The organism is Maribacter sp. MAR_2009_72, from assembly GCF_007827235.1.
GTDB lineage: Bacteria > Bacteroidota > Bacteroidia > Flavobacteriales > Flavobacteriaceae > Maribacter > Maribacter sedimenticola.
Genome location: NZ_VISB01000001.1, coordinates 1,344,891 through 1,359,895, shown reverse-complemented (window position 1 = coordinate 1,359,895; position 15,005 = coordinate 1,344,891). Strand labels below are relative to the sequence as shown.

The window sequence follows — 15,005 nt, the reverse complement described above, 5'->3', positions numbered from 1 at the left end:
TATGTTCTATTGGATTATGGTTAATCCTTCAGGCGCGTCATATTCAGTTTTTACAGAACCATCGGTATTTCTCGTATGGCTTACTTGTAACAAGCCATATTTTGTTGGGAAACTTCCTTTGGCCCATTTTAAATTTCCAAGATTGGGTTTGATTTCAATCTTTTCACCAGCATCCATTACGTTGATTCCTAGTACATATTGACTGAGCCACGCTGTTGGTCCGCTCGCCCAACCATGACACAGGCTGTGCCTGAAGCCCACATAGCAATACTCGCCAAAGTCACCATGAATATCGAATTTGTTGGGAGGGCTCAGCTCATCAATACGTCCTGTGTTTTTGGTATCGAGGATATTAAAATCTTCCCAAAAGGTTGTGGCCCCTAAATCGAGCATACCGCCCCAATACTCGCGAATTACATTAAGGGCTCCATCATAATCCCCGGCTTTGGCCATGGCTTCTAAAATGTAGTAGCCGTAAAACGTTGACATTCGCTCTACACCATCTTTCTTTAAAATGGTGGTATTGATTTTTTGGGCATCTTCTAAATCGGCTAATGCCATCAAGGCGGCAGCTTGTTTGGTAGTGTTGTCCCTAGGTTTGTGCTTACGAAGTCTTTCGGCTACTTTGCCATACTTTTTCTTTAGTTCTGGTTTTCCGTAAATATCCATGATTTCGCTTCCAGTCTCAAAGGTCATTGCCATCATAGCCTGAAGCCCTGCGTGAACTGCCTCTGGAATTTCACTGGTAGGCCAATCCATGAACCGGACCCCATCAAGGGTTTCCTTATTGTCCTTGTCTATAAAGGTTGCAAGTTGGTCCAAAAGTGCAATCATATAACTTTTTTGCTCCTTTAGATATTCAAGATCACCGTGATAGTCATATATGTTTTTATGGATCAATAGCCACCACATGGAGTATGAGCTTATACCGTTCATCCATTGAGGCAACGGATGTTGGTCTCTGGCTAGGTCCAAACTTTTGTGGACGATATCATGATTGCCAAAAACGGTATTTATGGTCATTACTTCTGGATGCATATCACCGACCCAAACCAGACGGTCCCTTTTGATGCCGTCCCAAAGATAGTCTTGCATGTTCAATTGGACAGTGTAAGCACCGGTGAGCCATATCTCATTGAGTCTTTCATCGCTACTTTTGAAGGATCCCAAATAGGGAATATCACGGTAAACAAAAGCGGCTTCCACAGATTTAAGGGGAACTTCCTGATTGGCCTCGACCACATCAATTCGCAGAAAGCGAAACCCTGTTTCACCAACCTCTATAGTGCCCAACCACGGTACTTCAACTACAAAATCACGCATGGAATGTTCGTTGGTGGCGTTGGTTTCCCCGCCAATTTCAGACATGGCTTCCCCAACAGATTCACCAAAACGCAAACGCAATTTTACGGGTGATTTATCCTTTTTGATGCCCATGGCTATTTTAACACCGCCATGTATCTCTTTTCCATAATCCAAAAGGATTCCAGGCTTGTTCTCATGGGTACTCTTGAGTTGAAAGAGATTATTCTCGTTTACAGCAAGTTGACCATTTCCCTTTTTTAAAAGCTGCTCTGGGTTGATGAGTAATTGACCGGTATTGTCAGACTTCCAGATTACTTTTGAAGGGGTTAGATATACCTTGGTCATTTCTGAAGGTCGCGCTCTTTCAGACACATCTTTTCCGAATGATGGTGGAAGTTGAGCGTTCAAACCTAAGGTATATGCAAGAACAGTGATTAAGAATAGAATGCTATGTTTCATATAATTTTATTTGCCTTAAAAATACAAGGGGAACAGAATTAATCCATCCTGTCCTATGCTGTGATTAAAATTTGGATGTGACTTTTCTACTCTACCAGACTTTTTATGGTCACTGGTCCCATGAGGCCAGAAGGTATTAAAGCTTCTTCTTCAGTAATCCAATCATCTGTGACCCATGTACTTTTTTCCTGGTCGGGCAGTTGGACATCACCGGTCAACTTATTGCGCCAGACATTTACAACTTCAAATTCTAGTTGATTTTCTCCTTCTTGGAGTACATCGCCAAGTTTTAAGACATGTGGAGGCATCCAAGAGGTGCCTATTTCAGTTCCATTAAGTTTTACTGAAGCCATAACACCAAGCTGACCTAAATCCAATAGATATTCGGTTTTTTCTTCCTTATTTATCTCAAAAGTAGTAGAATAGGTAGCGGTGCCCGAGTAGTATTTTACTTTAGGATTTTCGCTTTGGGTCCAATCCATAAGGTTATCCAATTCAATTGTTTCTTCTGGTCCAATGGTTTTATCTGAAAAATTTAGTTCCCAATTGGTATTGAGCTCCTTAACAACTTTGTTTTTGGGAAAGTTGGTTCGGTAAGCATCGGCTACAGCGTTGTTTTCTTTATTGGTGAAAACAACAAACCAACTTTGTCCAGGCTGCATGATCAATGGCATTTTGATATGGTTTTCTGTTTGAGTGTATTCACTTAGATGCTTTATTGTACCCGTCATGGCATCCCACAACTGTGGTTTTAATCCTTTAACCCTAAAAGAAGGCGCAAATTCCAGTTTTTCATCACCCTGATTGGTCAAAAAGTAAATATCCATTCCAGGTAGGTTTCTATGTGTCCATAGCACAGGTATATCCGCATTTAAATCTACATCTTTAGCAATTTTTAGATGGGTCAGGGCAGAATCCAAAGCCATGTTCTGCAAAACGGTGCCATCGCCATACGTTTGTATTTTGCTTGTGGCATCTTGCCAAATTTTCTGCGCCAAATTTTCAACCTTATTATCCGATTCTGGATAATTCTGTAGGCTTGGTGATTTTTCTGGATGACTGCCGTAGACTTTGCCTCCTTTGCGAATAAGTGATTCTATTTTTTCGAGCAGTTCGGGCCGCATGGTGTTTAGTGAGGGCAAAACCATCATTTTATATCGCATACCGTTTGACAATACCAAGTCTCCTTTTTCCACTTTCATATCATTTAAAATGACTTCGGCATTGATAAAATCATGGGAATATCCTTTAGGGATTTCCGGGTTTGTGGGGCCTGTCATCAAAGGGGTATTCTCTCCAATGAAGTAACAGATATCTGCAACATAATTACCTTGTTGTAGCATATGCTGGCATCTGCGCAAGTAATCAAAATAGGCCTTAGATTTTTCGAACCAAGTATTGTGCCTGTTGAATTCTGTGCTGAACCAAGCATTTACGCCGGGAATCCTTGTATCATCGGGTTGATGTATGTAAAGATGCAATACAAAATGATTGATCCCTTCGGTATAGGACCAATCCCCCCTTTTCTTCAATAACGCCGGATGTCTTACATAGCTTCTATGCGCAGCTGTAAAAGCTTCGGCCGATACCATTGGCTTTCCGTAAATATGGGCAGCGGAAGACGCCGCTTTGCACTCAATATTTCCTAATGTCCCCTCATTCCAAAACTCTCCAGAAACCAAGCTGGATTGCCCACCGTACATTAAAAATTCTGAAGGAAAGCCCCAATGACCGTAGTTTTCAAGCCATAGTTTTAAGTTGTTTTCTTCGCTTATCTTTCTTAACCCTCCAACATATTCATAGGCTACTTTATCAGCAACCAGCCGTCTTACATCCCAAAGAAAACGTTCAGAGGCCTCAAGGCTTTGAACGATTTTGCCTGAGTAAACCGGTAAAAAAGAAAGTGGATTATAACCGTAGGTGCTCTCAAAGGTTACCTCGAAATTATCGGTCCAGTTCTGTGAGCCCATTTCATAACTATCTGCAATGACATATTTAAAGGCACTTATGTTTTCTTCTGGAATCTTGTCAATGAACTTGCCTATGAATTGTTCAAAATGAAAGCGCACAAGTTCTTCGCTCATTTTATCAATTTCATAACCTTTCCCTTGTGGTGCAGAAGGAGCATTCTTGGTTCCGGTAGGTGTCATTCCAAAGCGTTGAATGGTCCATTCCCCTTCAGGTGCTTTCCAAGAAAGTGTTCCATCGGCCTCCATTTTATCAGTGACATTGATTACTTGGTCTTTGGCTATTTTTAGGGAGCTTTTATCTATGGCTTCTTGCTGTTCCCACAAATAACTATCCCATGATGGCAATGGTGTTGGATGCATTTTGCCTAAACTTTTCTCAGTATAGTCCTCAAGTCCTACAGCCTTCGAGAACACTATTTCGGATAGGTTCCAAGCTTCTATTTTGGCGTTGGGATAGGTATTGGATTGGAATACGTTGCCCTCGGCCTTAAATTTTATTCGAAATTCCTTGGCTTGAGTTTCGGGCAGCGCAACCAATATTGGAGCATATCTATCTGGCCCAACATTGGGACTCAATTTGCTTCGGTCTATATCAAAAGACTTGATTTTGGTATATGTCCCGTCCTTATTTGCATATACCTCGCACTTGGCCTTAAACTCATCAGTTGAGGGGATAAGTCGAAGACTTCTTGCCATAAAAGCTTCGTTGGCAATAATATCAACTTGATAGTTTTCAACCGATTTTAAGAATCCGGCCACTGTTGTGGTATCCCTGTCTATGAGTTTATCTACATTTTTGATAACTGGAGTAACATTAATTTTTGCATTACTGTTGGAAAGCGTTTTCACCTCGGATGCAATTGAAGGGAATGCAAGTACATAAGTGTCTTGGAACTCTGAGGTGGGTTTGGCCAGCTTTACCTTCACTTCTTGACCTCCTTTCACTTTGGCTTCAGAAAAGGTCATGTAGCGCATGGCCATTTCGGGTTTTACCCACGGCCCGCCTGATTGGCTCCACCCTGGACAGTTAAATGCACCTATGTCCACACCAAGACGTTTGCCCTCGTTTACGGCATGGACCATATGTCCCCACCAATCCTCACTCAACATGGGCACTTTACCGTCCTCTTCATCTGGATTGATATTTCCAATCAATGCGGCCCCAATACCCGCTTTTTTCATAGCTTCCAAGTCTTTTGTGATGCCTTCTTTTGAAATATCGTCACCTATCCAATACCAATAGCACCATAGGGTGTTGTCATCCGTTGGCTGTGAAAAATTTTCTTGAAGCTGTGTGAAATTTAAAGACGGTTGTTCGTTTTTAAATTCGCATGAAGTGAATAACAGTAACAGTACATAAAGTATTGGTAATGCTAATTGATATTTGCTTCTATTTTCTTTCATAATCAAGGGTTGTTTGTTTGGCCTCGTCTTTTAATCTATTATAAATTCTACGCTGTTCTGTTAAAATGGTTTTGTAGTTTTGATCCTCAATCAGATTTTTTGTCTCGAACGGATCAAGTTTTAAATCATACAAGGTCTCATAGTTATGTTCGATAAAATTCATATACGAAAAACCCTTGCTGACAACGCCTTCAACATTGGGCAGTTCAGGGCTCTGAAAAACACTGTGTTCATAAAAAAAAGTACTTCTTTCAGACGAATTAAAATTATCAATGGTAAGGTCTAGACCTTGCATTTGCTTAGGGACCTGAACGCCAGCAAAACCAAGAATAGTTGGTGCAATGTCAATATTGAGCACAATATCTTTATTGTGCCTCCTAAGAATATCCATGTTGTTTCTTGGATCATAAAAAATCATGGGGATTCGGATTGATTCCTGATGACCATACCATTTTCCGGCAAGTCCATGCTCGCCCAAATACATGCCATTGTCGCTTGTGAAAATCACAATTGTATTATCTGCAATTCCCATTTGCTCAAGTTTCGCCCTCAAATCTCCAACCACCTGATCAACCCCACTGATTAAGCGATAATAGTTTTTTACACTTTCTTGATACTTTTCTTCGGTTTCAAATCTTAATTTCCAACGTGTTCGGGCAATGTTTTTTTCAGTTCGAAAAAAATCTGGAAAAGATTCCCAATACGTGCTTTGGGCCGTTTCCGGTTTTTTTATTGTTATGTCATTATATAGACTATCAAATTTCGGGTCTGGAATAAACTGTCTTGGGTCCCCATCCTCAGCATGTGGCGCCTTAAAGCTTACCGACAAACAAAACGGTTCTTCACCCTTTGTTGAATTTAAAAAACTGTTTATATGATTTGCGACCATTTGGGTGTGGTGCAGATAAATTCCTTTTTCGTCTTTGTTTTCATAGTTGGGTTGATGTTTCTCTTCAACTGCCCAAAAATCAAAGGACTCTTTTGGCTGGTCTTTAGGATTTCCTACACCGTACTTGCCAATAAACCCAATCTTGTATCCATTTTGTTTCAACAACGACGGATAAGTCTGATTTAAGGCTTCTTGCGAAAAACTGGTGTTAAAATCTTGTATGCCATGCATCAAAGAGTATTGGCCGCTCAAAATACTTGCTCTGCTTACAGCGCAAATAGAGGTGGTGACATAAGCATTTTCCATATGTACTCCATCTCGGGCCAAAGCGTCTATTTTCGGGGTTTGGATGATGGGGTTTCCACTTGCTCCCAAAGCATCCCAACGTTGATCATCAGTAAGAAGGAATATTATATTTGGTTTTTGATTTTTTGTGGGATTAGGACCCTTCTTGCACGAAAATGATAATAGGAATGTGCACAGTGCAATTGCTGCGTAACAAAGGTTTCTAAAGTTGAGTTTTTCGGGCATGTTTATCTCTATTTTTTCGGAAGGTTTTTGATTAAATCTGCACAGCTAACAGTTAATTTTTATTGATTGGATATTTTTGCTTTAAAGAGCTGGGCATGGCAGATGGCACATAAGGTTCGCCAGAACCTCGATCTCCTTGTGGTTTGTAATGTGGACTTTCATATGTACTATATGGCCTATAATCATCGTTGTTGCTTGCTAATTTCCACCAAGACATCCACTTTTTCTCCAATTTGTTGACCATGTCTGGATTTTTACTGGCAAGGTCATGGGTTTCCAAGGGGTCTTTTTTTAAATCATATAACTCCCATCCATTCCCATCAACTTCTACCAGCCCCCAGTTGTTGGTCCGTATGGCGCGGTTATCCATAAATTGAAAGAACATAGGTTCATTTCTTTGCCAAGACTTGTTTTCTAAGATTTTAACAAAAGATTGACCGGAAAAATCCTTGTTATCCTTATCACTTTTTGGTTCTTCTTGCGTTGCTAATTCAAGGAGGGTAGGGGCTATATCGACTACATGAAGAGGTTGTTGATTGGTCCTGTTGGTCTTTAAAATGCCTTTGGGCCAAAAGGCAATGGCACCGGTTTTTATACCTCCATTGTGCTGGCTGATTTTATAGAGACGGTTTGGGGATACACTTGCGTATGCCCATCCTGTACCAGGCTGGTAATTGGAACCGACATCGCCTGGCAAAAGGTTTCTTTTGAGCATTTCGTCATCCATGACTGAGAAAGAGTCTGTGCCATTATCGCTTAAAAATAGTATTAATGTATTGTCAAAATCATCAGTTTCTTTCAGGGCAGTGATGACTTTTCCGATACCTGAATCCATATGTTCCACCATGGCGGCAAACACGGACATTCTAAGATCCTCCAAGTCTTTTTGGTCAGGGGACAATGTTTTCCATAGCGGTAGGTTTTTTGGGTAAGCTGGAAGTAGAACTTGCTTTTCAACAATGCCCAAATGATTTTGTTTTCTGATTCGTGCCTCACGGATGTTCTCCCAACCCTGAAGATACTGTCCCCTGTACTTCATTATTTCTCCTTTTGGAGCCTGAAGGGGATTATGCGGTGACTGATAACTCAGATAAAGGAAAAAAGGTTTGTCCTTTAGTTTAGAACTCTGCTTTATAAAGCTGGCCGCATGCTCTGAAAATGCATCTGTACTGTAAAAATTCTCCTCAAAATCGCTAAAAGGCTCATGGTTCAATCTATAATCTGAGCTTCCCTCAAAATAGCTTGAATATCCTCCAAGAAAACCAAAAAAATAATCAAAACCCTTCTCCATTGGATTTCCACCCAAATGCCATTTGCCAATGATTCCCGTGTGATAATTCCTTTTTTTTAGCATTTCGGCTAAATTTTCTCCCTTTTTAATGCCATAACCCGTTTCGGGCCACCATTTTCCTGTTAGCATTGAACTTCTCGAAATAACACACATGCCGGCATTGTTCATGTTGGCCAGCCGTACTCCATTTGCGGCCAAATTATCAAGATGAGATGTTTTTATTTCACTGCCGTAACAGCCAAGGTCACTGTAACCCAAATCATCTGCTACGATTAGTATGATGTTGGGCCTTGTGGATTCTTGACCTACGGAGGTCCAACAAAGTAGTATCGATAGCAATAAAAGAAGGGTTTTACTTTTCTTGTACATTTTCATCTCAGATTTAGTGGTCAACAGCACTGTTGGGCCTAATTATGTTGGTAAAAAAAGAAAAAATCCAATTTTATTCATCCTGTACAATACTGGTTTTCTAAAGTTTTAACTAAAATTAGCGTACATGGTAGTACAGGATACATTTAAACAGCATGAAACTTAAATTGGACCAGAGGAATTAGGGTAAGTAAACTCTAAAGTTAGGGCCGGGTCCAATATCGTCGTAATGGGTCAAATCGTCCTTTAGCTAATTTTCAAAAAGATAGCCCCAATAGGTGTCTTATTTTAATTCAATACCCAACTAGAGGCTACATGAATAATATTTTAATTCATTTTCGCCTATTTCTTTTGATAATTTAATAATGAGTTTTAAGTCACAAAATACTTCTAAAATCTGTTCTTTGGTAGTGATTGGGCCTTATGTCCCAAGGCAAGGACCAACCCTTCAATGAATCTTTGATATATATGCACCATAAGCCATGATAATATTAAAATCAGAATTTAATCAGGAAATGAAACAATTCATCTCAAAACTTAAAACTGTTGTATTCCTAAAAGTTTATTTGTTGCTTGCTTTGACATTTTCATTATCAGCCCAAAATTCTGTTGACCAATCCAACCTTAAAACCAATGAAGTTACAATTGTAGATCGAACGGGCATTTCAAATGATGCCGAACATGCTATAGCAGTAGGAAAAAGAGCGTTATTTGATGCTATTCAGAACTCTGGATCTACCATTAACCAAATAAACCATTGGACGCAAATCAAAGAGCCTGTCTATCTTATTTTGGGTACTTTGCAAAATAGGGCTTTATACAGCCTTGTATCAGATGAACCTCTTTTGAGGGGAGGTCGACCGGAAGGGGTCTTTTACCTTTGGCGCGAGATAGATGATCATAAAGCGCTTATTATTGGTGGAACAGATGAAAAAGGTTTAATGTATGCTCTGACCGAAGTCGCCGATCAAATAAAGTATGAAGGGGTTGAAGTATTAAAAAGGATTCAAGACAACATTGAATTCCCAAAAAACTCCGTTCGGGGTGTGGATAAGTTTTTGACCGATGAAAATGACGATTCTTGGTTCTTCTCTGAAGCCTATTGGAAGTATTATATAAGTCAATTAGCGATTAATCGCTTTAATAGGTTTACTCTGATTACTGGTTATAATGAAGGTAAGAATGAAGATTTTATGATACCCGTTTACCCCTACCTAGTTGATGTGGAGGGTTTTGAAGGTGTGCGACCCAGAAAAAACCTAGATAATTCCCCAAAGGACTATCTTAATCAATTGAGGCGTATTGGGGAGCTATGCCATTTGCACGGTATTAAATTTATTTTTGGAATGTGGGGGCATGGAAGGAGTGAGGAATTAGTTGTTGGCCTACCTGAGAATTCAGATGCCTATACCCAATACTGTGCAGATGGTATGCGAAAGCTTTTAAGAAAAGCTCCCGAGATAGATGGAATTCAATTAAGGGTAAACTATGAATCTGGTGTTGGTGGCTTTGGGGAAACGGCGGAACTTTTTTGGAAAAAGATTATTATGGGAATCGGAGATATTTACAAAGAAAGACAAGGGAAGCTCACTTTGGATTTAAGGGCCAAAGGACTTACCCCAAAAATGCGGGATTGGGTTTTCGAAACAGGAATGGATTTGAACGTAACCAGCAAATACTCATGGGAAGGTGTCGGCCTACCTTTCCATCCAACACAAATGCGCCAAGCAGAATTGTCAATGCTGAACAATATTGACAAACGTCAGCGGTACGGTTATGCGGATTTTCTTAACCATTCTCGTATTTATGATTTTATTTATAGACTTTGGGGCATAGGTACTACCAGAATTTTCACTTGGGCAGACCCTGACTATGTCAAAAGATTTTCACAATCGACCAATTTTGGGGATAGTAGGGGTTTTCAGGTCACCCCGCCTATGGCTAGAAAACAGAATACATGGGATTTAATTAAAAATAAAGCTTTAACTTATTACGAATGGGAAGATCAACGCTATTGGGCCTATTACCTTTTGTTTGGAAGATTAGGGTATTCATTCGAAACAGATCGGCAGGTGTGGGAAAGGGTATTCAGAGAGCATTATGGAGCCGCTTTCAACAACATACTGAATGCCTACAGTTCTGCGGGAAAGGTATTGCCATTAATTACTTCGTCACATCTGACCGTACACCCTGCGAACTACAATTGGGCAGAAATGGAAAGTGGCGGAGCACTTTTTAGTAAGAACAATGCAAACCCCTTTCACCGAGAAAGAACTTACCAATCTGCAGAGCCAGGGGACCCAGGACTTTTTTATGGCATAGAGACATATGTGACTGACGTTTTGGAAAAAAATGTTCAATCCAAGATTGGAATAGTGCAATTGTCAGCGTTCTATGAATACTTGGCCAATGACATCTTAGATAACTTGGAAGCGGTAAAAAAAGCGGATATACCACAATCTTTTAAAAAGGAATATATGGCTAATGAAGTGGATTTGAAAATTACCGCTGCCTTGGCAGCGTATCACTCCAATAAAACAAGGGCCGCAACAGATTATGTTTTCTTTGAAAAAACACACAATAAAGGGTATTTAGTTTCAAGTCTTAATCGAATGCACATAGTCTTAAAGAAGTGGAAAACCATTTTGGCCTTGACAGAAACTCTGTATAATCAAAACCCGAAATTCTTGCATGACAATGGGACATGGCATGATAGACTTGTCGAAATTGAAAAGGATATTATTGATTTGGAAGGAATTCTTGGTGACCAAGCCTATGGAGAGAAGTTGAGTCATTGGGATAAATTCAAGTTTTCGGAGGATTCAGTTAAGGCTAATCTGGAAGCTGTTGTTCCCAAAAATACAGGGTTGGGAAAAGAAGACCTAAACCTGACGTTGAAATCCTCAAGGAAATACCTCTCTGAGCAACATCCAATAGTCCATTACAGATTAGCTGATATGACTCTGGGTTCATTTAAGCAATTGAAAATGGAATGGGACGGACAAAATTATGTTGCCCAGATACCAAAAAAGGAGTTTAGTGGAGATTATGACCTTCTTGTCTATTTCACAACAATTGAAAACGATGGGCTCGTACACCTATACCCAGGTATTTTTAATGAACATAATGCCAGCCCATATTTTATTATCAGCAATAAGAACTAATAAAATAAATGTTAAAACTATTACTTTGATTTTGTTGATAAATCCTTTGAACTATTGTTATTGTATAAAGAAATATTTTATAACTAGTAATACTAGTTTTTTTAGGCGAGGATAACAATATTATTCTTCACATGTAGTTAATTGGATATCTATAACATTATACCCTACTGAGTTTTGGTAAATCCATAAATTTCTGGCAAGTAGACCTTCCGTTAGCATTTCAACTTATTAAGCTAAGATTTTGTAACCTATAAAAGTTTCTTTTTCTGTCAGATTTAATTAATCCTTTGTGTTTACTATTGTAATTTGAGGGTTAATCTCATTTATTGTTACTACCTAAGAATATTTGTTCAAATTAATGAAAACAGGGAAGTACAGGATACAATTTTTTACATTTACTGTTATCCTTGTAGCATATAGTAGATTCCAAAAATAAAAGAATCTCTAAGTGTTTACGGATGGGTATAAAGTTTATCATTTTTTTAAAGATTTATTTATGTTTCTCAGATTATGATTTATTCTAAGAAATGCTTTAGACCCCACACAAGCCAAATAAAGAAAAATCAAATTAAAATTTATATGAAGAATATAATTGTTCTTTCTCTTGTTACTTTATCATTATTATACTCTTGTACGGATATCCTCAATGAAAAGGATAGTATTAAAATTGAAAGTGTTTCGATTAACTACTTTAAAAATCCTTTAGGAATCGATGATTTGGGGCCTAGAATTAGTTGGGTAATGTCTTCCGAGGGTCGGAACAAAAAGCAATCGGCATATCAAATAATGGTGGCTGATTCAAAAGAAGGCTTGGACGAAGAAGGCAGTCTTTTGTGGGATTCAGATAAAACAATTTCCAGCCAAAATACTCATATTCCATACGCCGGAAGCCCATTGCAATCGGGTCAAAGTTGTTATTTTAAAATTAGGGTTTGGGATGAAGATGATTCCGTATCCGATTGGAGTGAGGTAGGTTTTTGGACAATGGGGCTGTTGAACAAGGAAGATTGGAAGGCCAAATGGATTGGGTTCAAAACCAAGGACAATGACCCAAAAGACTCACTTCACCTACCTGCTCCACCTTATTTGCGAAAATCATTTTCGGTAGAAGGAGAGGTCAAAAAGGCTACGCTTTATGTAACTTCCTTAGGGGTTTTTGAGATGTCCATTAATGGTGAAAAAATTGGCAATGACCTACTGGCCCCCGGATGGTCAGATTATGATAAACGAATCTATTATAAGACCTATAATATCAGTGAAGATTTAGTCCAAGGTACCAATGCAATGGGCGCCATTTTAGGTGATGGCTGGTATGCAGGGTACGTTGGTCCCAAAGTATTGTCCAATCCTAGAAACCGTGAACTGTATGGTCTGCATCCAGCATTATTCTGTCAATTGGAAGTCGAATATGAAGATGGGAAAAAAGAAACAATCGTTTCGGATGAAAGTTGGAAAGCAAGTGAAGGCCCTTTGCGTTATGCAGATCTTTTGATGGGGACCGGGTACAACGCCAATTTGGAATTTGATGGATGGGACACTGTCGGTTATGATGACCAAAGTTGGGCCAATGTATATATACATGAAGGTACCGAAGCTGCATTGGAAGCTTATCCAGGAAATAGCATCCAAGTGTATGACCAAATGGAGCCCATAGAAATTACAGAGCCAAATGAAGGCGTCTATGTTTTTAATTTGGGACAGAATTTTGCCGGGCATGCCAAATTAAAGGTTTCTGGAACTAAAAACGATAGCATTGTAATCCGTTATGGTGAACGGCTTCACGATGATGGAACCTTGATGACGGAAAATCTCCGTTTTGCAAGGGCAACGGATACCTATATCCTAAAAGGGGAGGGGACGGAAGAATGGGAACCTAAATTTACCTATCATGGATTTCAGTATGTCGAGGTCACTGGATTAAAGAGTAAGCCTGATAAAAATACCATTACAGGAATTGCTTTTGGTTCATCCATTCCCATGGTCAGTGAATTTAATTCTTCAGACGAAACATTGAACCGTATGTTTGAGAATGTGATATGGACGCAGCGCTCCAACTTTATGGAAGTCCCTACAGATAGTCCACAGCGGGACGAACGTTTAGGTTGGTTAGGTGACGTACAGATATTTTCAAAATCGGCCCTTTACAATGCAACCCTTGGGGCATTCAATGCCAAGTGGTTTGCAGATGTGCGCGATGCACAGTACGATTTTGGAGCGTATTCCACCTTTGCACCCAGACCTTATCCAGAATTGGTCTGGTATTCCCCTGGATGGATGGAAGCAGGTGTAATGGTACCGTACAATACCTTTAAATTTTATAACGACACTAAAATTGTTGAAGATCATTATGCGTCTATGACCCAGTTTATGGATTACCATATCGAAAAAAGTGGTGAAACGGATTACTTCTATCCAGAGGATTCTTGGACAGAAGTAAATCCTAAAGGAGGATTTGGAGATTGGTTATCCATGACCGATAAAAATCTGGCGCATGACATCATGGCCTCGATGTATTATCAATATGCATTAAAAATAATGGCCGAGATGAGTACTGCGATCGGCAAGAATGAGAAGGCAGCATACTACAAACAAGTGTATGACAAATCCGTATCGGCTTTTATTGATCATTATATAGACGTTGAAGGAAAGTTTACCATAAGTGAAGATGCCTATGGTGATGGGAAAGGTTATTTCGAAGGTGAAAAAGGGTTTACGGGCCATACCCAATCGGCCTATGCAACTGCAATTTATTTTGATATACTGCCCGATACGCTAAAAGTTAAAGCTAAAAAACACTTAGTAGATCTTCTTGCAGAAAACGACAACCTGCCCTCGTCCGGTATTTTGGGCATTCGTCAATTGTTGCCCGCGTTATCAACTGTGGGACGTGGAGATTTAGCGTATCAGATTTTGTTGAAAAAGGATTATCCAAGTTGGGGTTTTCAGGTCAAGAACGGGGCCACGACCATTTGGGAACGCTGGAACAGCTACACGCCGGAAGCTGGTTTTAATGGAGAGATGAACGCTGAAATGAATTCTTTTAACCACTATGCCTTTGGAGCGTTTTCCCAGTTTCTTTTTGCTCAAATGGCCGGTATCGAAACCAAAGGTGCCGGTTTCAATAATATCATCATAAAGCCCGATTTGGGAAATCGTTCCTTATCCCATGTTAAAGGGGAATATGGGTCCATAAACGGTAAAATCGTTTCTTCATGGTCAATAGAGGGGACTTCTTTTTCTATGAAGGTTGAAGTGCCAGTAAATACCAATGCAATCATTTATGTGCCCTCCGTAGGAGATTCTTCGGTCACAGAAAGTGGAGAAGGCATCGACTTGGAAACTATAAAATTTATTGAAGAGAAAGACGGATACAAGGTATACGAAATAGGGTCTGGAAGTTACTTTTTTGAGTCCAAAATATAGTGTTTGAAATAATCAGGAATCTCTTGCAAGGGAAATAGTTGTTCATGGGCCTTTATAGGATGGATTTGTCAGAAGTTTGAAACGGAATGATATACTGTTATATCGAGTCTGTTTAAAATTGTGGCTGAAAACGGGGCTTTTTAAAAGGTATTGCATAAATAGTACAAACGTAAAGTTTGAAATTTTATTGGATTGATAGT

6 protein-coding genes are annotated in these 15,005 nt (G+C 39.5%); 2 read left to right on the top strand and 4 right to left on the bottom strand.

Annotation, left to right across the window (positions count from 1 at the left end; genetic code table 11):
• Positions 1-6: 6 nt before the first annotated feature.
• From JM81_RS05650 to JM81_RS05635, 4 genes are all read right to left on the bottom strand, one after another.
• A complete protein-coding gene (locus JM81_RS05650; protein ID WP_144801271.1) occupies positions 7-1,764 on the bottom strand; it encodes a family 78 glycoside hydrolase catalytic domain in 1,758 nt (585 codons plus the stop codon).
• A gap of 86 nt (positions 1,765-1,850) precedes the next feature.
• Positions 1,851-5,138 (bottom strand): glycosyl hydrolase, encoded by a 3,288-nt coding sequence (locus tag JM81_RS05645; RefSeq protein WP_144801269.1) that lies wholly within the window; start codon positions 5,136-5,138, stop codon positions 1,851-1,853.
• Positions 5,125-6,558: a sulfatase gene (locus JM81_RS05640; protein ID WP_144801268.1), complete on the bottom strand. Its 1,434-nt coding sequence runs from the start codon at positions 6,556-6,558 to the stop codon at positions 5,125-5,127. The genes JM81_RS05645 and JM81_RS05640 overlap by 14 nt, the downstream gene beginning before the upstream one ends.
• Positions 6,559-6,610: 52 nt before the next feature.
• The gene (locus tag JM81_RS05635; protein WP_186435538.1) at positions 6,611-8,218 is read right to left on the bottom strand and encodes an arylsulfatase; all 1,608 of its coding nucleotides are present in this window, start codon (positions 8,216-8,218) and stop codon (positions 6,611-6,613) included.
• Positions 8,219-8,733: 515 nt separating this feature from the next.
• Between JM81_RS05635 and JM81_RS05630 the strand changes: the two genes are divergently transcribed.
• Entirely contained in the window at positions 8,734-11,382 is a 2,649-nt protein-coding gene (locus JM81_RS05630; protein WP_144801264.1) for a hypothetical protein, read from the top strand.
• Positions 11,383-11,961: 579 nt separating this feature from the next.
• Positions 11,962-14,805, top strand: coding sequence for an alpha-L-rhamnosidase (locus JM81_RS05625; RefSeq protein ID WP_186435537.1), 2,844 nt, complete (start codon positions 11,962-11,964; stop codon positions 14,803-14,805).
• The last annotated feature ends 200 nt before the right edge of the window (positions 14,806-15,005 follow it).